Annotated in this window: 21 protein-coding genes; 12 read left to right on the top strand and 9 right to left on the bottom strand. The window is 48.1% G+C overall.

The features are described from left to right. The first annotated feature begins 18 nt into the window (after positions 1-18). Positions 19-1,185, top strand: a complete 1,167-nt coding sequence (locus C7R92_RS30890) for a UDP-N-acetylmuramoyl-tripeptide--D-alanyl-D-alanine ligase (protein WP_412679008.1) — start codon at positions 19-21, stop codon at positions 1,183-1,185. 148 nt (positions 1,186-1,333) lie between these two features. Beyond that, positions 1,334-1,666, top strand: coding sequence for a transporter (locus tag C7R92_RS30885; RefSeq protein WP_106836773.1), 333 nt, complete (start codon positions 1,334-1,336; stop codon positions 1,664-1,666). 59 nt (positions 1,667-1,725) lie between these two features. Here C7R92_RS30885 and C7R92_RS30880 read toward each other — a convergent pair whose 3' ends face one another. From C7R92_RS30880 to C7R92_RS30855, 6 genes are all read right to left on the bottom strand, one after another. After that, positions 1,726-2,499 (bottom strand): FixH family protein, encoded by a 774-nt coding sequence (locus C7R92_RS30880; RefSeq protein ID WP_106836772.1) that lies wholly within the window; start codon positions 2,497-2,499, stop codon positions 1,726-1,728. 6 nt (positions 2,500-2,505) lie between these two features. Next, the gene (locus tag C7R92_RS30875; RefSeq protein WP_106836771.1) at positions 2,506-3,117 is read right to left on the bottom strand and encodes an SCO family protein; all 612 of its coding nucleotides are present in this window, start codon (positions 3,115-3,117) and stop codon (positions 2,506-2,508) included. 34 nt (positions 3,118-3,151) lie between these two features. After that, positions 3,152-4,021, bottom strand: coding sequence for a cytochrome c oxidase assembly factor CtaG (gene ctaG, locus C7R92_RS30870; protein ID WP_106836770.1), 870 nt, complete (start codon positions 4,019-4,021; stop codon positions 3,152-3,154). A gap of 177 nt (positions 4,022-4,198) precedes the next feature. Beyond that, the gene (locus C7R92_RS30865; protein WP_106836769.1) at positions 4,199-4,669 is read right to left on the bottom strand and encodes a thioredoxin family protein; all 471 of its coding nucleotides are present in this window, start codon (positions 4,667-4,669) and stop codon (positions 4,199-4,201) included. Between the two features lie 3 nt (positions 4,670-4,672). Further along, positions 4,673-5,101: a disulfide oxidoreductase gene (locus tag C7R92_RS30860; protein ID WP_047072664.1), complete on the bottom strand. Its 429-nt coding sequence runs from the start codon at positions 5,099-5,101 to the stop codon at positions 4,673-4,675. A gap of 171 nt (positions 5,102-5,272) precedes the next feature. Next, a complete protein-coding gene (locus C7R92_RS30855) occupies positions 5,273-6,058 on the bottom strand; it encodes a metallophosphoesterase family protein (RefSeq protein WP_106836768.1) in 786 nt (261 codons plus the stop codon). 176 nt (positions 6,059-6,234) lie between these two features. Between C7R92_RS30855 and C7R92_RS30850 the strand changes: the two genes are divergently transcribed. The 4 genes from C7R92_RS30850 (at position 6,235) to C7R92_RS30835 (ending at position 10,307) form a co-directional block, all read left to right on the top strand. Further along, a complete protein-coding gene (locus C7R92_RS30850; protein ID WP_069850384.1) occupies positions 6,235-6,990 on the top strand; it encodes a cupin domain-containing protein in 756 nt (251 codons plus the stop codon). Positions 6,991-7,093: 103 nt separating this feature from the next. Then, complete coding sequence (locus C7R92_RS30845) at positions 7,094-7,807, top strand: NAD-dependent deacylase (protein WP_106836767.1); 714 nt, start codon at positions 7,094-7,096, stop codon at positions 7,805-7,807. A 271-nt stretch (positions 7,808-8,078) separates the two neighbouring features. Beyond that, positions 8,079-9,995 (top strand): ABC transporter ATP-binding protein, encoded by a 1,917-nt coding sequence (locus tag C7R92_RS30840; protein WP_106836766.1) that lies wholly within the window; start codon positions 8,079-8,081, stop codon positions 9,993-9,995. Positions 9,996-10,085: 90 nt separating this feature from the next. After that, positions 10,086-10,307, top strand: a complete 222-nt coding sequence (locus C7R92_RS30835) for a hypothetical protein (protein ID WP_069850378.1) — start codon at positions 10,086-10,088, stop codon at positions 10,305-10,307. Between the two features lie 47 nt (positions 10,308-10,354). Here the strand turns inward: C7R92_RS30835 and C7R92_RS30830 are convergent, their stop codons facing one another. Further along, entirely contained in the window at positions 10,355-10,735 is a 381-nt protein-coding gene (locus C7R92_RS30830; protein ID WP_170831621.1) for a L,D-transpeptidase, read from the bottom strand. Positions 10,736-10,803: 68 nt separating this feature from the next. Then, on the bottom strand, positions 10,804-11,049 hold the full coding sequence (locus C7R92_RS30825; protein ID WP_007727802.1) for a hypothetical protein: 246 nt from the start codon (positions 11,047-11,049) through the stop codon (positions 10,804-10,806). Positions 11,050-11,250: 201 nt separating this feature from the next. On the opposite strand from C7R92_RS30825, the gene C7R92_RS30820 reads away from it, so the two are divergent. From C7R92_RS30820 to C7R92_RS30805, 4 genes are all read left to right on the top strand, one after another. After that, positions 11,251-12,009 carry a DUF4931 domain-containing protein gene (locus C7R92_RS30820; protein ID WP_106836765.1) on the top strand — a complete coding sequence of 253 codons (759 nt, stop codon included), beginning with the start codon at positions 11,251-11,253 and terminating at the stop codon, positions 12,007-12,009. 22 nt (positions 12,010-12,031) lie between these two features. Further along, positions 12,032-12,892, top strand: a complete 861-nt coding sequence (locus tag C7R92_RS30815) for a GNAT family N-acetyltransferase (protein WP_106836764.1) — start codon at positions 12,032-12,034, stop codon at positions 12,890-12,892. Positions 12,893-12,994: 102 nt separating this feature from the next. Continuing rightward, a complete protein-coding gene (locus C7R92_RS30810; protein WP_106836763.1) occupies positions 12,995-14,125 on the top strand; it encodes a virulence factor in 1,131 nt (376 codons plus the stop codon). A gap of 280 nt (positions 14,126-14,405) precedes the next feature. Further along, positions 14,406-15,701: a phytoene desaturase family protein gene (locus tag C7R92_RS30805; RefSeq protein WP_017247658.1), complete on the top strand. Its 1,296-nt coding sequence runs from the start codon at positions 14,406-14,408 to the stop codon at positions 15,699-15,701. A 107-nt stretch (positions 15,702-15,808) separates the two neighbouring features. On the opposite strand, the gene C7R92_RS30800 is transcribed toward C7R92_RS30805, so the two are convergent. Then, entirely contained in the window at positions 15,809-16,621 is an 813-nt protein-coding gene (locus tag C7R92_RS30800) for a serine hydrolase (protein ID WP_106836762.1), read from the bottom strand. 111 nt (positions 16,622-16,732) lie between these two features. On the opposite strand from C7R92_RS30800, the gene C7R92_RS30795 reads away from it, so the two are divergent. Together C7R92_RS30795 and C7R92_RS30790 are read left to right on the top strand one after the other, a co-directional pair. Next, a complete protein-coding gene (locus C7R92_RS30795) occupies positions 16,733-18,358 on the top strand; it encodes a peptide ABC transporter substrate-binding protein (RefSeq protein ID WP_106836815.1) in 1,626 nt (541 codons plus the stop codon). A gap of 27 nt (positions 18,359-18,385) precedes the next feature. Next, positions 18,386-19,123, top strand: a complete 738-nt coding sequence (locus tag C7R92_RS30790; protein ID WP_106836761.1) for a gamma-glutamyl-gamma-aminobutyrate hydrolase family protein — start codon at positions 18,386-18,388, stop codon at positions 19,121-19,123. Positions 19,124-19,192: the final 69 nt, after the last annotated feature.

Below are 19,192 nucleotides of genomic sequence, written 5' to 3'. Positions count from 1 at the left end.
GAACGAGGCAAAGGGGTGATACCCGTGAAAAAGAAGAGAAGAGCTGCTGTACCGGTAAAGACACTGATTCTCGACAAGCCAGTTATCGCTGTGACGGGAAGTGCAGGGAAGACCACGACAAAGGAAATGATCTATACCATCCTGAATCTACGCATGCCCACATATAAATCGATGTACAACAAGAACTTCCTAGGAAATACAAGAGCGCATACCAAAAGAATTCGGGACGAGCACAAAGCCGTAGTGCTTGAGTATGGTATTTATCGAAGTGGTCATTTGCGACAGCATTGCAAAATCATACAGCCGTCGATGGGAGTCATCACGAATATTGGCACGGCTCATATCGGAAATTTCGGAGGTGATGCTAGGAAGCTGGCATTAGCAAAAACGGAGTTAATTCGTCATATGAAACCCACAGGAACCATTTTTCTGAATGGGGACTGTCCCTATTCTCGCGAGTTTGTTCAACAGCCTTACCTGGGTTCGTTCACGGGAAAAATCGTGACATTTGGCAAGGAGCAGGAGTCGGACTATAAGGCGGGGCGAACGAAAATAGAGGGCAATGGGTTTCGGTTCGACTGTTCTTTGCGTGGAGAAAAGGAGTCATTTTTTGTCCCTATTCCCGGCGAGCATAATTTGTACAATGCATTGGCTGCTATAGCAGTCGCCCATACGATGGGGATTCCCGTCGATGATATTCGTCGCGGATTAAGTCTGTTTCGCGGACAGCCAAAACGCCTAACCAGCTATCGACTCGCGAATAACATTCAGGTGCTGGATGATACCTACAGCTCGAATCCAGATGCAGCCAAGGCAGCGATTGATGTATTAAGCCAGGCAGGGCATACCACCAAGATCGCGGTGCTCGCCAGTATGCTGGAAATGGGCCAATACGATGTGAAGGGTCATGAGGATGTCGGGAAATATTTGAGTCAAAAAAATGTAGACTACTTATATACGCTGGGAAGAAGTGCTAGGAATATTGCCAGAGCAGCGATTCTCTCCGGTTTTCCGGCAAATCGAGTCAGGCATTGCTTGAGTAAGGCAGGCTTGCATCGTCGTCTAGCAAAACAGCTGAAGCCAAATACAGCCTTCCTCGTAAAAGGATCGAATCGATTGAAAATGGGAGAGACTGTACAATTTTTGTGCAGAGTAACAGCCAATCAAAGCAATCGGAATGGATGAAAGAGTGGGGACGCCTGCGGGGTGGCGGACAAGGGATTACTATACAGGCTATTGCGGAAAAAATAGGTGAATGACGGCGGGCAAACGCACATACCATCTGTGTGTTTGCTGCATTTCCTATAGGGAGACTAGTAGGAGGTGACACGTCATGTCATATGAATTTCCACCTGGCGGCCGAGATGGTTCCCCAGGCTCTCCAGGCTCCCCCGGAGGTTTCCCCCCTCCACCACCGGGCCCTCCACCGAGCAGAACGCCAAGTGCACCGGGAGCAAGAGGCTATGGGGGAACACGTCGGATTGATGCTGGCGGATTCTATCCCTGTTTATATCGTTACACATACGTTTGGCTGCGAAATGGTCGCTCTTTCTGGTTTTACCCCGTTCATGTCGGTCGTCACTCTGTATCTGGATACCGCTGGACAGGATATCGATGGGAGTATTACGGGACAGACTTGGATCGAATCGCTTATTTTACCTGCTAACTTCATTTACGAGCAAAAAGGCCATTCTCCCAGGGAATGGCCTTTTTATTTTGAAGGACTTATTTTATGGAGAGTGAGAAATCCTTGTGATCATGAATATCTCCTTTTTCCACATGGACCTTCACTGTATAATCTCCGGCTGTCGGGAACTGTACGTTGCCTTCATACTGGCCAGCCGCAGTTTCCGTTGCATCGACGAAGCTGTGCTTCTCGTCATTTCCCAGCCAGAACTCGAATTTGACTGTCGCTTTGTCCAAAGCTTTGTTGTCCTTCATCAGATGAACAGTGAGAGCAGCAGGTGATGCTACTTGAATATTGTCGGCTGGGGAGAAATGATAATCAACTGTTTCACCATTCGCGTGACCTGCCGCCCCATGATCGTGTGCCTGACCTGCGTCAGCTTGCGGCGCAGATGGCGTCACCCCAGGCGTCTCACCAGCCTTGCTGTTTACGGTAAATGGGGTCTTCTGCATATTGTGGAAATCACGTGCCGTTACATGGTAGTAGACAAAATAAGAACCTGGCTCGCTAATGGTTTGTTGGGCCGTGTAAACACCGTCTCCTTGCAGCGAAGCTGGGATCGTTTCATGCTTTTCTTGCCCATCTTTCCACCATTCGAACTTCACTTCCTTGGCATCATCCACGGGTTGGCCATCTTGTGTAACTGTAACGGAGAAGGTAACGGTGTCGCCCGCTACTAGCTCCTTTGGTTCCAATGTAAAGGCAGCCTCGACGGGAGATCCGGGTAGCAAGGCTTGTTGCTCGTTCTCTTTTCCACAAGCGGCTAAAAGGAGCATGAGCATGGATAAGAGCAGAATCATCGTACGTTTCATGTTGGATTACCCTTCCTTCTTCAATTTCAACAGTTCCTGATAAATTTGTTCGGGATCGAAATCGTCACCCATGCCGAATTTTTGAATAACGGCATTGTTATCATCCACGAGATACGTACTCGATGTATGAGAGATGAATCCATCATCCATCTTACTGGCAAAAAAGCCAAGCGAATTTGTAACCGTTTTGATCGTTTCGTCATCACCCCGAAGCAGGGTCCAGCCTTGGTCTTGAATGCCCAACTGCTTGGCATAGTAGCCCATGACCTCAGGGGTGTCGTTTTGCGGATCAATCGTGATGGTCAAAAATTCAACGTCTTGCCCCATCAAGTTTGCTTCGAGCAAGCGTTTTTGCAGCTGAACCATTTTTACCGTTGTCGTGGGACAAATATCCGGGCAACGGGTATAAATCAACTCCACCAAGCGAAACGTTTTCTTTTGTGGTGCTAGCGAATAGGATTGTCCATCGATGGTTTGCAGAGTTACATCAGGTAATTTCGCCTGGGTGTTTTTGGGCCCGAACCAAACCCAAGAAGCGACAAGAGCAACAAGGACAAGGACGGGCAACAACAAGAGCAACCGACGGATTCGGATAGCGGTAGCAGGGGCGATATTCACTTGTGTGTGGCGCCTCCTTTCTGATTCTTTTTGGCTATGGCGTCATGAGTCCGTCCTCTTCCTGATTCTTTTCTTTTCGATACCAGGTAGAGAAGATGTAAGCCAGGACGACTCCGTACGTCAGCTCTTGCATGAGCTTCATCACAATTCCGCCCAGCCGTTGATCCTCCAGAGGGAGCAGTGGAACGGCAAACATCGATTTGTCGATCGGCGTGGAAAAGAATGGCGCGCAGAGCATGGAAGGACCGTCTACATATGTCGCATACAACGGTGTGGCTGAAAAAATAATCAGTGCACATGCAGGCGTAATCAAAACACCGTTAGCAAAGATGTAGGCAAGTTTTTGCAGTTCCGACAGGCGGTGAATTTCCGGTATCGGTGCGACAACAGGCATCCACATCAATATCGCAGTCACCAGCAGCAGTAAATGAATCAAATTATGTAGGGCTAGGTTGTTCATTGCCAAGTCTAAAATAACAGGCATATGGTAAAACGAGAACAGGGCATTGAACATGAGAATAGCAGGTATCGGGTGACTCGCTATTCGCATGAAAAGCTTGAGCCCCCGGCGATAGAACAGGCCGCGGATCAACCATGACGGGGTCCCTGCCAAGAGCAGCAAGGGCATTACGAGATAGAGTAACGATTGCTGCAGCATGTGGGCGCTAAATAAAAAATGCCCAGCTACGTTCAAAGGACTCCCCATACTAAAGTAAAAACCAAGTAAGCCGAGAGTGAAAAAAGTCTGTTGCTTTCGTGTAACAGGTGTGGAATCTTGAAAAGTTTGGCGTAGTGGTCCGGTCAGTGAGAAATAAGCCAGACCGATCAAAAAGGTCAGAAGAATCAGCTCTGGATTCCATGTAGCCCGAAAGCCAAAGGTTTCAGTGAAATAAGTGAGGGTCATTCGATTACCTCCGTTTTCAAGGATTATCCCCAGTACTCATTATAGGCAAATAACTGGAAAAGCCTAATGACTCGTTCGGGCTATTTCTTCCAAGGGAACAGAAATCTTCACATATTTGTCACGTATGTCCAATATGAAAAGAGCCTCCCGCAAAGAATCGAGGGAGGCTACCAAATGTTATGATTTTTTCTGTTCTTCCAACCATGTTTTCCATTCGCTTGCTTCGCGACCACCGACGAGTCGAGCTACTTCCTTGCCGCCTTTGTAATGAACGAGGGTCGGGGTGAATTCGATGTTGTAATCACCATAGCTGGCGTTAAACTCTAGCAAATTGAGCTTTTTCATATCGATGTCCAAGCTTTTCACGATCGGTACAAGGACGGGGGTAGTTGCTTTACAATGCTCACAAACCGGGCTGTAAAAGTAAACAAACGCGTCCTCCTGATTATTGAGCTTACCTTTGAGCTCATTAGGCATAATGAGATTATCGTACAGCGGGTCACTCAATTGTTCGAGAGTAGCGGGGTGCAAATTGGCTTTACCGTAAGGGTTTCCTTCCGCAAGCTGACGGTTCGAAATGTCAGCATACACGATCGCACCGATCAGGAGCGCAGCCACAAGGATGGATAGAAAGATGACTTTCTTCATGAATCATTTCTCCTTTGCATTTTTCATAACGATGACAAGCAGGATGCTGATCAATGTGAAGGCAATGAGAGCAAGGAACGGAATAGTGATAAAGCCTAGCCAGTTAATATAGTCCGTGTTGCATGGCACAATGCCGCAAGCGCTACCCAGATCTTGCAGGGCAGGTATTTTTTGAATCGAGTAATGATACAGCGATGTGAGTCCTCCTATGATGGAGAGAATCAAGGCGTACGAAGCGATCTTGTCATCTTTCTTCGCGGAGGCCACCCCGAGTAAGATGACGAGCGGGTACATCAAGATTCGCTGGTACCAGCACAGGTCACATGGTATGTACTTTAATACCTCTGAAAAAAACAAACTACCTCCTGTTGCGATCAGGGACACTCCCCAAGCGGCAAACATGGCTTGTTCCACGATTTGCTGACGTTTCATATAAACACCTCGTCCATATCTTAACATATTACAAATCGAAAGTAGATTATAAAAAGTAATAATTTGTTGAACGAATGGGCTTGTCTCTCGCATCATACTGGATGCACTACCCGATGCGCTTGCAGCAGGTAGGAGCACCAGTGCGAAAGCTCCCGGTTTTCCCTAGCACGATCAGTAGACCCGTACTTGTGGAGAGGATTGCCTATCCCGAATCGGTACGAAAATGGATTGAAGAGAAGGCCATTCGACGAGCATGACGCCTCGCCAATATCCTGCGCCACCATCAATGCCGATTATGTTGTCTCTGCGCCAAGGACCGCTGCCTGAGTATTGAGGTAATCCTGGAACAGGGGTGTGGCCAAAGATGACAGGGAGTTCTCCATCATAATAAAGGTAAAAAGGCTCGCGAATCCATAGTAAATCTTGCGGATCTTGTTCCTGCAAGGGGATGCCGGGTCGAATGCCTGCGTGTACCAAAAGTGCGGCTGGAGCTCCTGTTCGCGGATCGGCTGGCAGCTCGATATATAAAGGAAGAGACGACAAGGCTGGCAAAATGGTTGGATAGCGAGAAAGGATGAATTGCCGCGCTTCTTCTTGTTCCTGCAAAGAAGGCATCCGGTCAAGAAAAGCTCGCCGCAGCGGGTGATTCCCTAAGAAAGAACGTATGGTGGCATCGCCGCCATTGTAGCGCAGGTATAGCTCCGGATTGCCGTTGCCGGACAGCCAATCCTCGAGCATTTGCTCGTGGTTCCCTTTTATGAGATAGATTTGGTTCGGATACGCCTGCCGAAGAGCGAGTAGATCGAGCAATACTTCCTTTGATTCAGGTCCTCGATCGACCATGTCCCCCAATACGTATAGACGATCACCAGCTTGGGGAGAGAAGGAAACGTCCCGCAGCGCCTTTTGAAAAGCTTGATTCTGACCATGTATGTCCGAGACCAAATAAGTAGCCAAACAAGATCACCCTCCTCGAGTACCCGTTATGCCTTTTAGTAGGATATGTTTGTGTAAAGGGGAGGGTGAAAGGTGTGTCTCTTTCTCGATGGAATAGATGGGTGCACATATTTTGTGAACGGGAATAGAGATACAGAATGAGTCAAATACCCATACGGTGGGAGGATCAAACGACGATGGCTACTTCCTATCGCGACTATACATCGCCAAATACTCAGTTTACGTACGATATGAGAAATAATCTGTTTTTTAAAAAGGACGATCAGAACTTCATCGATTCCCTGGGAATCGCACAGTTAAATACATTAGGTAACAGTTCGTTGCTGGATATTTTCCTGACAACCGGAAATGTTGTCGAGCCACACATCCATCAAAATGCATCGGAGCTGGTGTATTGCATCGCTGGTGAGGCCATTGTGTCCCTAATCAATCCTTTTACCAATCAATTGCTCAACTATAATATTAAACCGAGACAAGTTGCCAATATCCCGCTGGGCTGGTGGCACTATGAAATGGCCTTGACTGACGATACGCACTTACTGGCTATTTTTGATGCGCCAACTCCTGAGGTGATCTTTGGCTCCGATATTTTGCGGTTGACTCCAGCAAGTGTGTGGGCACATACGTATTGTTTAGATGAAGCAAAGGTAAAAGAAACATTTGCGCCTCTTACCAAAACAGTCGTGATTGGCCCGCCGGTAGGATGTCAGCAGCAGGGGCAGTTGCCAGATAGAGCTGCCTCAAGCCAGTACCCGTACTATGGCTACTCGAGTCAGTTGCCAGACAGTTACGGTTATTACGATGCCAACTATGTGCAGCAGGGTGGGTATGGACAGCACCCAGTCTATCAACAGCCGACCGGTTATCCACAATATGGCACGAATCCCTACCATACCGGATATACGCCACAACCCGTTTATCCATCCTATTGAATGGCAAGACAGATAGTGCCTTGATGGGCAGGTCTCCCAAATTCGGCATTCTTCTATTACAATCAGGAGAAGAACATTTTCAAAGATGAAGGGGAGAACCATGATGGATCATCTGGCACACTGGTTGCGGACATCTTCCTTTACCGTTGTATTCACCGGAGCAGGCATGTCGACAGAGAGTGGCTTGCCTGATTTTCGTTCACAGTCTGGGCTGTGGCGAGGCAAAGATCCGATGCAACTCGCGAGTACACGCGCAATGATGGAAAATCGGGAAGCGTTTGTGGAATTTTATCAGATGCGCATTCAAGGTCTACTGTCTTGCAAGCCACACACCGGACACGAGTGCTTAGCTGAATGGGAGCGGCGTGGATTGGTTCATGGGGTCATTACACAAAATGTAGATGGCTTTCATCAAGAGGCGGGAAGCTTGGCTGTAGCCGAACTCCATGGCTCCCTTGCGAAAATCCGCTGTCTTGCCTGCGGGACCGAGTATGCCAATACACGTTATCTGGAGGATCAAGGGACGATTTGCGCATGCGGAGGATTTTTGCGTCCGGGTGTTGTCCTGTTTGGCGAATCTTTGCCGCAATCACAAGTCGATCAGGCCATCTCGTGGACGGAACAAGCCGATTTGTTCATCGTATTAGGTTCTTCGCTTACGGTGAGTCCTGCCAATTGGTTTCCGCAGCATGCAAAAGAAAGAGGAGCCAAGCTGGTCATTGTCAATCAGGAACCAACCCCATTGGATGCGTGGGCAGATGAGGTCATCCAAAATGAACGGATTGGCAGCGTGCTGCAAAGAGTAGGACGTCGTTAGGAGAGTAAAAGCAGGTGTGCTCAATGAAAAGAGTACGCCTCTTCTGTTTGGGCTTGTTGACATGCCTGATTGCTGGTGACGCTTCCTATTTTATTTTTGTACATGTGTCATTATTACTTTATATTCAATATTTTACCATTAATGAGATTGTATTCCAATATTTGTGCAATCCATTGAATCACCCTAGAGCTTGCGCGAAAAACATGATACCATCGAGTGTAAGATTCATATGGCTTCTCGATACGCAAATAGAAAAGTACAGGTGACGTTCATGCAAATATTATCAGTAGAAAACCTCTCCAAAGGCTATGGAGAAAAAGTATTGTTTGATAACATTTCCTTTCATATTGCCGAGCAAGAGCGCATTGGTCTGATCGGTGTAAATGGTACGGGAAAATCCTCGCTCTTGAAAATCGTGGCGGGCTTGGATACAGCGGATAGCGGGAAAATTATTCATGCGAATCATTTCCATGTGGAGTATTTGCCGCAAAATCCCGATTTCGACGAAAACTCCTCCGTACTGGAACAAGTATTTTACGGCGATTCTCCACTCATTCAGCTTTTGCGTGATTATGAAACAGCGCTAGAGGCTGTTCAAGAGTCGCCTGACGACGAGAAAAAGCAGGCGCGATTGTTTGCTGTTCAAAACAGGATGGATGCGGCTGATGCGTGGGAGAGCAATACACAAGCCAAAATGATCCTGACCAAGCTTGGCCTGCACAATTTCTCGCAAAAGGTAGGAGAGCTCTCTGGTGGACAAAAAAAGCGGGTAGCAATGGCACGAGCTTTGATCCAACCAGCAGACCTGCTCATTTTGGATGAGCCTACGAACCATATTGACAATGAGACAGTCGAGTGGCTGGAAGAGTATTTGTCACGCTACAAGGGTGCTTTGCTGCTCGTCACCCATGATCGCTACTTCTTGGATCGCGTGACGAACCGCACGTTTGAACTGGATCGCGGCAAGCTGTACAGCTATGAAGGCAACTACGCGATGTTCTTAGAGAAAAAGGCAGAGCGTGAAGAAAATGAAGCGGCCGTAGAAAGCAAGCGGCAAAATCTGCTTCGCCGCGAGCTGGCATGGCTACGTCGTGGAGCAAAAGCGCGAACGACCAAACAAAAGGCGCGTGTGCAACGGGCTGAGGAGTTACGAGATAAAGCCGTAGATGGACCTGCCGCCAAGATGGAAATGGCACTCGGGGCCAGTCGTCTCGGCAAAAAGGTGATCGAGCTTACAAATATCAATAAAGCGTACGGTGAGCGAAAACTGATCAACGATTTCAGCTATATTGTCCTGCCGGGTGATCGTGTGGGAATTATCGGGCCAAACGGAAGTGGAAAAACGACACTTTTGAACATGCTCGCAGGAAGAATTCAACCGGATAGTGGTTCATTGGAAATCGGGACGACCGTTAAAATCGCCTACTACACGCAGGATAGCGTCGAGATGGACGAAAAGCTGCGCGTCATCGAATATGTAAAGGAAGCAGCAGAGGTCATTCAGACGAGCAATGGCGAGTCGATCACGGCTTCGCAAATGCTGGAGCGATTCCTGTTTTCGCCGCATATGCAATGGACACCGATTTCCCGCCTGTCTGGTGGAGAACGTCGTCGTCTCTACCTGCTCCGTACACTGATGGGAGAGCCGAATGTGCTATTTTTAGATGAGCCTACGAATGATTTGGATATTCAAACGCTCAGTATTTTGGAGGACTATCTCGAGCAATTCCCAGGCGCAGTCATTACGGTATCGCATGACCGCTATTTCCTCGATCGTACAGTTGACCATTTGTTTGCTTTTGAGGGGCAAGGAAACATTCGTCAGTACTACGGCAACTATTCCGAGTACCTGGAAGATAGACGTCAGGAAAAAGCAACACAGGTGCAAGAAGCGGATCAGCAGGCAGAAAAGGTGCAAAGCAACAGCGGGGCTAATCGCGGCAACAACCGCACGCGCAAGCTATCCTACAAGGATCAGAAGGAATGGGATGCGATTGAAGGAAAGATCGCGGCTTTGGAAGAGCGCAGCGTCAAGCTAAAACAAGAGATTGCAGCGTCTGGCAGCGATTACGGCAAAATCGAAAAGCTCTATGCTGAAGAACAGCAAGTGGCGGCAGAGCTGGAAGCAACCATTGAGCGTTGGGCGGAATTATCTGCATTGGTAGAGGAATTGGAGCAAGGGAAATAATTAGTGGCGTAGCCAGTAATTGAGGGCTGGGAATGCGACGCTTCCACCTGTAGACTAGAGTAGATTACTAGAGTAGAGGAGTCGCTGTCGTTGCCTGCCTATAAGTTAGACCCGGAATGGGTGATGTCTTACCTAGAGCTACAAGAACAACAGCTCTCTTCCGAAGTGCATCCAGAGGATAAAGAAGTGATCATGAACAAGATCAGGGAAATGACGTTATCGATCATGTACAAGCAAGCAAGAAGATATCTTATATTCTTGGAAGCGGATGAAACGGAAGCAGAAAGAACGAAAAAGACTCATCTTATGTAAAGAAGACCCGCCCTTGGTTTAAGAGAGGCGGGTCTTTGCATGTTTATTTATTGCTGTCTGATTCGAACGGGCGTACCAATGGGCACGATTTTTGCCAGAGCATTCACGTCCTCATTGTACATGCGAATACAGCCGTGAGATACATACTTGCCGATTGAGGAAGGATCGTTCGTGCCGTGAATGCCGTAGTGTGGCTTACTTAGTCCCATCCAGATGGTTCCGAATACACTCAGAGGACCTCCCGGATAGGAATTCGGATAGGGGACTTTGTTGATGATGGTAAAATCCCCTCGTGGCGTCGATGTGGCAATTTTGCCCAAGGCAACAGGATAAGAACGGATGAGTCGGTTCCCATCGAACAGATCGAGACGTAGCCTCGCAATCGAGATACGGATGTTGTAGGACGGCAGCTTCTTCACCTCCCCCATAAACGATACGAAATGCCGCTCTTACTATGTTATGAAAACCGACGATACCGGTCCCTTTCCTCTCATGATTAATGTAGTTTGAAATCTAACGAAAACGTATCCGGATAGCGAAGGCCGTCACGATAGAACAAGGTTCGCACCCAGACGTACATCCGTAAAGGAATGGAAGGAAAGACGATGGCCAGCTTACCTTCTTCCAAGACAGGCAAATCGAGCGGGGATTGAATTTCATAAGGGACTCCTTCTTGATCAAGCAACGTTTTGTAATGTTGGGCCTCGCTCCAGCTAACAGGATAATAAAATGATTTTTCCATCCAATTCCAACACCTTTCCAGGTTTCACTGCTTTCCATTGTATGTAAAACATTTGAGATAAAAAAAGAAACAAACGCCACAGACATTGAAAAATAGGCAGTCCAATTGAGGTTTCAAAAGTGTCGTCTGGGCAAAAAACGTCATGATTTTCCCAGGAAATGCGTGTAAAGTGGAAGTAGCACAAACTGGAGGGACTTGGGAATGAAGCAGACGCACTTGCACTTTAACATGCAAATAGGCAGAAAAAAGCCAGTGAGTGTAAACAACACAGAAACGGCCTGTCCTTTTTGTGATCGAAACAGTCTCACAGACGTTTTGGAGCAGCGGGGCTCCATGATTTGGCTCATGAACAAATTCCCTGTTCTGGAGGAGACACATCAGACTGTTTTGATTGAGACGGATGAATGCCAAGGGGATTGGTCTGTCTATTCCAAAGAGCATGTACGAGCATTGCTGGCATTCGGGGTAGAGAAGTGGCTGGAAATGGAGCAAAGCAACTCTTATCGTTCCGTTCTGTTTTTCAAAAACCACGGCCCGTATTCCGGAGGGAGCATCCGTCATCCGCACATGCAGATCGTCGGATTAAATGACTATAACTATCTGGATCAGGTAAAAGACAGTGATTTTAATGGCATGACAATCGATCAAGAGGCAGGGATTGAATGCAATCTGTCTACGCATCCCCGTGCAGGTTTTTTTGAATACAACGTCATTCTATCGGACTTTGATCGATTGGCGAAAATGGCAGACTACTTACAAATTTTAGCACATTGGATACTGACTCATGTCAATCCGCGCAACCAAAGCTACAATTTTTTCTTCTACCATTGGGGAGAAAAGCTGATCGCCAAAGTGGTTCCCCGGTTTGTTACCTCGCCTCTTTACGTAGGCTATTCTATTCCGCAGGTCGCCAATAATTTGGAAGATATGGTCGCTGAATTGCAACGCCGATACTTCTAATCATAGAAAGGGTGCTTACGCTATGACGTATACGATCACGGCAAGAAAAACACTCACCTCAGAGGAACTGGCACAAATTAAAGAATTGGTTGGGATTTGCAATGAGCAGGATGGGATTGATCTCAAAGTAAACCCGAGTATGCTGGAAAAGCGTTCGGGAGAGCATGAAGAAGATTTTGTATGTTATGCAGATGGAAAGCTGGTTGGCTTTCTGGGGCTCTACGTGTTTCATGGCGGTGAGGCAGAAGTGAGCGGCATGGTCCACCCAGCCTACAGAAGAAAAGGCATATTCACAGCGTTGCAAGCACAAGCCGCAGATGCATGCAGACGAAGAGGCATTCCGGCGCAGTTGTTTATCGTTCAGCGAGATTCAGAAAACGGTAAGTCATCTATGGAGCGAATCGGTGGGGAATATCAATTCTCGGAATATTGGATGGATTTGGGAGAGAAGCAAAGAGCAACGGTTTCTGGAAAGGTGCTGCTTCGACCGGAGATCGCCAGTGACTACGAAACGTTGATTTGGCTGAACGTCCATGGTTTTCAAATGGAGGAAGAACGCGCGAGGGAAATGGCCGAAAACATGGCGGGTGATCCCAAGGCCACCACACATTTGATGATTGTCGATGATAAGGCCATTGGCAAAATAAGCGTGAACAAGGATGAGGGCAAGGCGTTTATTTATGGGTTTTGTGTCCACCCGGATTACCAAGGGAAAGGATATGGACGCCAGGCATTGGCACAAACGATCGAGATGCTGGGGAAAGAAGGATACCAGAACGTATCACTGGAGGTAGCCTGTGAAAACAGCAATGCTTTGGGACTGTATGAATCATGCGGCTTTTTCGTAAAGTCGGCCAATGATTACTACAAGCTGGCGTTGTAGTGGGCAAACTGCTTTTCCCTATCTCTCGGGTTGGAAAACGTATCAGGATACATGCTACGATAGAAGAGAAAGCAAGTGTGCTGTAAAAAGGAGTGACTCAATATGAAACTGTTGTCCATCGAACCGACGCCGAGTCCAAACGTCATGAAGCTGAATGTAGACGAGCGTTTGCCGGATGGGGTCCAACATGTCTATACAAAGAAAGATGCGAGTAAAGCACCAGAACTCATGAACAAGCTCTTGGAGATCGAAGGGGTTACCTCCATTTTTCATACGGCAGATTTTCTCGCGCTGGAGCGAAAATCTAATGCAGACTGGCAGCGTATTTTGACAGTCGCCCGCGAGGTTTTGCAAGCAGGTGGAGGAGCGGCTGTTCCTGACCTGTCTGCGGAGGAAGCGGGGGCATTTGGAGAGGCGCAAGTGTACGTTCAAATGTTCCGCGGTGTACCGATGCAGGTCAAGGTGACCATGGGAACAGAACAGATTCGTGCAGCCCTGCCAGAGCGTTTTGGACAGGCAGCCGTGCGTGCAGGCTCTGCGTCGCCCAACCTTATCATGGAGCGAAAATGGGTCGAGCATGGCGTGCGTTACGGCGATTTGCGTGAGATTGGTGAAGAGGTCGCATTGGAAGTCGATGCCTCCTATCCGGAGAGTCGTGTAGAAGAAATCGTGGAACAGGCCATGGCGCTTGGTCCCGGGGAAACCCCAGAGCCAGTCGTGCGTGAAAAGAAAGTCGTTACGCTGGAGATGCTCGATGATCCGGATTGGCAAAAAAGATATGAAGTGCTGGATCGAATGGAGCCTAGCGAAGAGGATTTGCCTGTTTTGGAAAAAGCGCTTCGTGATGGCAAACCGTCGATTCGCAGGCTGGCGGTTGTATATCTGGGCATGATCGGCGGCGATGATGTTTTCCCGCTGTTGTTTGAAGCGCTCCGGGATGATTCCGTCTCTGTACGACGCACAGCGGGCGATACCTTGTCTGACTTAGGAGACACGCGCGCGATTCTACCGATGTGTGAAGCGTTGAAGGATAAAAACAAGCTGGTACGCTGGCGCGCTGCTCGCTACTTGTTTGAGGTGGGGGATGAAACCGCCTTGGACGCTTTGCGTGCCGCACAGAATGATCCCGAGTTCGAGGTCAGCTTGCAAGTCCAAATGGCCGTGCAGCGCATTGAAAGCGGCGAGGCGGCTAGTGGTACCGTTTGGCAGCAAATGACTCGCCGAAACGATTAATTCGCTGCTTGCAATGGCGCAAGAGCCCTCTATCAAGCGGATAACTGCTATAGAGGGCTTTTTTGTCGTGTTTTCATTGGCTGGATATACGGCGAATAGCGGGGCATACTGCTTCAAGAAGAGCGGTAAACAAGTTGGTTCATTAGGTAAATATTGGTATAAGTCAGTATAAAAATAGACACAGTCCAATAATAGTTGACTTCCACCTTATCCATCCCTTAGACTAGGATAGGGTTTAGCTTATGTATTCAACATCGCTAGTGCGTAGGGGAGATTGTGTATGACAACCAATCACTATGACGTTGTTATTGTAGGTGGGGGACTTGCTGGTCTTTCCAGTGCCGCCTACCTGTCGTCGAAAGGCAAAAAAGTTGCAGTTTTGGAACGCGGTCAATTGGGTGGACGTGCCGTTACACTGAAGATCAAAGGATTTAACTTCAACTTCGGTGCCCACGCCATTTATGCTCGCGACAGCTCCGTTTTGAGAACGTTTGAAAAAGAATTGGGTCTGAACATCGATTGGCAGGATTTCAATCCGACGAAAGCCAAGTACGATATTGGTAGCGATCTGACTGCAGTTCCGGCGAATGTACAAGGACTTTTCCAAACGAAGCTCTTAAAAGGCATGGACAAAGTATTGTTCACGTTTGAGATTTTGAAAACGATGCTAAAAATGGAGAAAGGCCATCCACATATGTCGATTCAAAAGTGGATGGAGAAAAAGCAAGTCAACGAAGAAGTGCGAGAAATGATGTTGACGCTTGCATCTTCTAACTTCTTCACACGTGAGCCTGAAAAGATTCCTTCTGACGTATTCTTTGCGTACTACAGTCGTTTGTTTACAACGAATAAACCGGTAGCGTATATCGGTGGTGGTTGGCAAGCGTTGATCAATGAATTCGTACGTATCATTGAAGCAAATCAAGGTACGATTCTGATCAAAACCAAAGTAGAGAAGTTCCAAGTAGAGAATGATCGTGTGGTTGGAGTGGTGACACCGGAGGGCGAATTTACGGCGGATGAATTTATTTGCTGTATTCCGCCGAAGGAGATGGCGAAGGTCTTTGCGGAGACGCGCCTGGAGCATGCGGTTGCACAGCATGCTGAATACGAGCCAACGGTTGTTATGGTGTATGACATTGGCTTGAAAGAGCGAATTGACGTACCGTACTCGTACATCTACGAAAAAGCAAACAATATTTTCATTACCGATATTTCGTATTATGACCGTACTTGTGTACCTGAAGGCGGGCAGCTGCTGCAGGCGACTGCTTACATGCGTCAGGATGAAGTAGGGAACAAGGAAGCGGCCGAAATCCGCAAACAAGAGATTGAAAACCTGTATGACAAGCATTTCCCAGGCTGGCGTGAGCAACTGGTTGTGCCGCGCGTTTCTGCTCGTGCAGTCGTACAGGAGATCAAGTGGACCATGAATCAGAAGCCAATGCCGATTTTCATGCCAGATTACCGCAACCTGTTCTTCGCGGGTGACTGGTGTGAAGGACAAGGTCAGCTGTCTGAGCTGTCTTTCTCTAGCGCGATGAACGTTGCCAAGCTGATTTTGGAAAAAGAATAAGTCGATGACGAGCGGGTGTTCCTTGGAGAAAGGAATGCCTGCTTGTTTTTTCTCATGCAAAGTTACATAGAAAAAAGCCCGCCAATGGAGATGGCAGGCCACATGGATTATGCTTTCTGACTATATACGTGATAAACGAGATTGCCGATTTGCGCCATGACGTCGGCAGCATCCTTTTGCTCGAGTCCCTTGTTTAAAATGGACAAGGTGACAGCATGAGAACCGATGTAGAGGATGCCGACATCATGCGTGATTTTGGTCACAGAGCCAGTCTTGTTGGCGATTTCCCATTTCGGAATCATCCCGATCACATCACCGTCTGGGTCAGGCAAAAGGAAAGGGATGCGGTCACGGTGCTGCTGAGTCTTCAAGATGGCGACCATTTTCAAACAGCTGTCGTAGGAGATCACTTTTCCTGTTGCCAAGTATCGGAGGTGGCTTCCCATGTCTTTTGCCGTCACCTCATTGTATCCTTCTAATTCGGCTGGGATGACCATGAGCTTATTGTAGAAGTGACTGTTTGTCATTTCTGTTTTTTGCATCGCGTTGCGAATGCTCTCTGTTCCGACGAGATCAATCATTATGTTCGTTGCTGTATTGTCGCTTTGGATGATCATCAGGGTAACCAGATCGCGAATCGTAAATTCAGTGCCGGGAGTCATATGCTGAAGAACACCTGCACCGCCAACGAGATCCTCTGCACGCAGCTTGATTTTGTCCTCTAAGGCAAACTTGCCTGCGTACGCCTCTGCAAAAACAGCTGTCATGATCGGGACTTTGATCACACTGGCTGCATAAAAGCGTTGATCTTCGTTGATGGATAAGGTTTCACCGGTTCGCAAATCTTCGAAAAAGATTCCCCATTCCCCTCCAGCGTCCTTGATCAGGCTGGATATTTGGGCAAAAAGACTGGATAACATGTAGACCCATCTCCTTTTGTTTCGATGTAGACAAAATTTTCTCAAGATAATATTATTTAGTCATGCTCCTAACAATCAAGAAGAATTATTCCTAAGATGGGGGTTTTGCTGTTGCAAAAGTGGAAGAAACTATCATTTTGTGCTGTTCTATTAACCAGTTTAGCGTTCGCTGGTTGTGGAACACCGCAAGCAAGCACCACGGGGGAGACGACAGGTGCAAAGCAGGAGCAGAGTAGCGCCCCTCAAACGATGCAGGTCAACCTGAATTCTGGTGAGCCAAGCACGATCGACCCTGGACTGGCAGAAGATATCCCTTCGATGTCTGTTGCCCGTGCAGCATTTGATGGCCTCCTGCGCTTGAATGAAAAAGGCGAGCTGAAAGAGGCGGTCGCAGAGAAGTACGAGGTTTCCGCTGATGGTCTCACGTACACCTTCCATCTGCGGGACTCCAAATGGACCAATGGAGATCCGGTTACCGCTCATGACTTCGAGTACGCATGGAAACGGGTTCTTGACCCGAAAACCGCATCCGGTTACGCGTACCAGATGTACTATTTGAAAAATGGGCAAGCCTTTAACGCCAACAAGGCAAAAGCCGAAGATGTCGGTGTGAAGGCAACCGACGACAAGACATTGGTTGTTACACTGGAAAACCCTGCGCCGTTTTTCCCGGAACTGGTTGCATCTGTCACCTATTTCCCGGTTAACAAAAAAGCGGTTGAGGGCAACAAAGAGTGGGCTTCTAAGCCAGAGACGTACATGACAAACGGGCCATTCACCTTGAAAAATTGGGAGCACAAATCAAAGATCGAATTCGAGAAGAGCGATTCTTACTGGGATAAGGACGCTGTCAAATTGTCCACGCTGACCTTGAACATGATCGAGGATGCCAATACGGAGCTGTCGATGTTTGAAAAAGGTGACCTGGATTGGGCAGGCTCACCACTGGGCGATTTGCCACTGGATGCGCTGGATGCTCTGAAAGAATCTGGAAAGATGCAAGCTCAAGCGACAGCCGGTACGTACTGGTACATTTTCAATACGACGCAAAAGCCGTTTGACAACAAAAAGATTCGTCAGGCGTTTGCTACGGCAGTCAATCGTCAGGAAATCTCCGATAATGTCGTACCATACAAGAGCACGCCAGCGACGGGGATTCTCCCACCAACCATGGCACTCACACCAGAGGGATACATCAAAGACGGCAATGTAGAGACCGCGAAGAAGCTCTTGGCAGAAGGCATGCAAGAAGCGGGGATCAAAGAGTTGCCACCGATCACGATTGCATACAATACGTCAGAGGTCAATTCACGTATTGCGACAGTCATTCAGGATCAATGGCGCAAAGCATTTGGCATCGAAGTCAAACTGGTTAACAAAGAGAACAAGGTTCACCGCGAGGACATGAAGCAAGGAAACTTCACAATCGGTCGTGGAAGCTGGATTGGCGATTTCAACGATCCGATTAACTTCCTGGAAGTCTTCAAGGGTGGACTGAATACATCCAAATGGGAAAACAAGGAGTTCCTCGATTTGCTCGCGCAATCTGCCAAAGAAGGGGATGTAGCGAAGCGTAAGGAAATCCTCAAGAAAGCTGAACAAATCGTCATGGATGAAATGCCTGCGTTGCCAATCTACTATTTCACCTATGCGTGGGTGAAGCAGGATAGCGTAAAAGATGTGGTGGTAGATGCACTCGGGTTCATCGACTTCAAGTACGCTTCCAATCAAAAGTAATCATGAGTGTATGAAGGAGTGACTGGCGTGCGTCCGATCATTGGTGTGGCATGTACGAAAATGTATTTTCCGAAGAACGATCTCGACCAGTTTTTCTATGTAGGTTCAGGCTATGTGAACGGAATTGCGCGCAGTGGCGGTACTCCACTGATCTTGCCACTGCTGACGATTCAGGAAGCTCCGTTTCGTGAGATGATCGAATCCCTGGACGGCTTGATTTTGTCCGGTGGTGAAGATCCGTCGCCGCATTTGTACGGCGAAGACCCGCTGCAAGGGCTGGGCGATATCAATTACGAAAGAGACATCACAGAGCTTGAGATTATCAAGATTGCGCTGGAGCTGAAAAAGCCAATCCTGGGCATTTGTCGCGGGATGCAAATTTTGAATGTGGCGTGTGGCGGCACCCTCATTCAAGATATCCCGAGTCAAGTACCAGGAGCATTACAGCATGCGCAGAAGGGTTCACGGCAATACGGGGCGCATAAGATTACGCTGCAGCCTGGCTTTGTAGCGGATGCCCTCGGAAAGACAGAGGTGCTCGTGAACACCTCCCACCACCAAGCAGTCAAAGACATAGCACCGGGCTTCAAAGTCACAGGATGCGCGGCTGATGGTGTGATTGAGGCGATGGAAAGCCTCGACGGGCTACATGTAGGTGTACAGTGGCATCCAGAACGGATGTGGGCACACGACGACGACATGTTGAAGATTGCCCAGGCATTTGTTGCCCGGGTAAAGCAGTTGAAGCTGCAAGCGACTAAATAGAATAGAAATGAGAGAAACCGTTCTGGGGTTGCCCAGAGCGGTTTTTTGCAGTGCGCCCAGCATGGGCGA

Source organism: Brevibacillus porteri (genome assembly GCF_003013475.1).
Taxonomy (GTDB): Bacteria; Bacillota; Bacilli; order Brevibacillales; family Brevibacillaceae; genus Brevibacillus; species Brevibacillus porteri.
The sequence above is the reverse complement of the archived record's forward strand: the minus strand, read 5'-3'. Positions and strand labels throughout refer to the sequence as shown.

What these genes read in the sequence shown, in the direction of transcription:
- C7R92_RS30885 (WP_106836773.1), top strand. Translation starts at nt 1,334, where the DNA reads ATGTCATATGAATTTCCACCTGGCGGCCGAGATGGTTCCCCAGGCTCT.
- C7R92_RS30880 (WP_106836772.1), bottom strand. Translation starts at nt 2,499, where the DNA reads ATGAAACGTACGATGATTCTGCTCTTATCCATGCTCATGCTCCTTTTA.
- ctaG (WP_106836770.1), bottom strand. Translation starts at nt 4,021, where the DNA reads ATGACCCTCACTTATTTCACTGAAACCTTTGGCTTTCGGGCTACATGG.
- C7R92_RS30865 (WP_106836769.1), bottom strand. Translation starts at nt 4,669, where the DNA reads ATGAAGAAAGTCATCTTTCTATCCATCCTTGTGGCTGCGCTCCTGATC.
- C7R92_RS30860 (WP_047072664.1), bottom strand. Translation starts at nt 5,101, where the DNA reads ATGAAACGTCAGCAAATCGTGGAACAAGCCATGTTTGCCGCTTGGGGA.
- C7R92_RS30850 (WP_069850384.1), top strand. Translation starts at nt 6,235, where the DNA reads ATGGCTACTTCCTATCGCGACTATACATCGCCAAATACTCAGTTTACG.
- C7R92_RS30845 (WP_106836767.1), top strand. Translation starts at nt 7,094, where the DNA reads ATGGATCATCTGGCACACTGGTTGCGGACATCTTCCTTTACCGTTGTA.
- C7R92_RS30840 (WP_106836766.1), top strand. Translation starts at nt 8,079, where the DNA reads ATGCAAATATTATCAGTAGAAAACCTCTCCAAAGGCTATGGAGAAAAA.
- C7R92_RS30830 (WP_170831621.1), bottom strand. Translation starts at nt 10,735, where the DNA reads ATGGGGGAGGTGAAGAAGCTGCCGTCCTACAACATCCGTATCTCGATT.
- C7R92_RS30825 (WP_007727802.1), bottom strand. Translation starts at nt 11,049, where the DNA reads ATGGAAAAATCATTTTATTATCCTGTTAGCTGGAGCGAGGCCCAACAT.
- C7R92_RS30820 (WP_106836765.1), top strand. Translation starts at nt 11,251, where the DNA reads ATGAAGCAGACGCACTTGCACTTTAACATGCAAATAGGCAGAAAAAAG.
- C7R92_RS30815 (WP_106836764.1), top strand. Translation starts at nt 12,032, where the DNA reads ATGACGTATACGATCACGGCAAGAAAAACACTCACCTCAGAGGAACTG.
- C7R92_RS30810 (WP_106836763.1), top strand. Translation starts at nt 12,995, where the DNA reads ATGAAACTGTTGTCCATCGAACCGACGCCGAGTCCAAACGTCATGAAG.
- C7R92_RS30805 (WP_017247658.1), top strand. Translation starts at nt 14,406, where the DNA reads ATGACAACCAATCACTATGACGTTGTTATTGTAGGTGGGGGACTTGCT.
- C7R92_RS30800 (WP_106836762.1), bottom strand. Translation starts at nt 16,621, where the DNA reads ATGTTATCCAGTCTTTTTGCCCAAATATCCAGCCTGATCAAGGACGCT.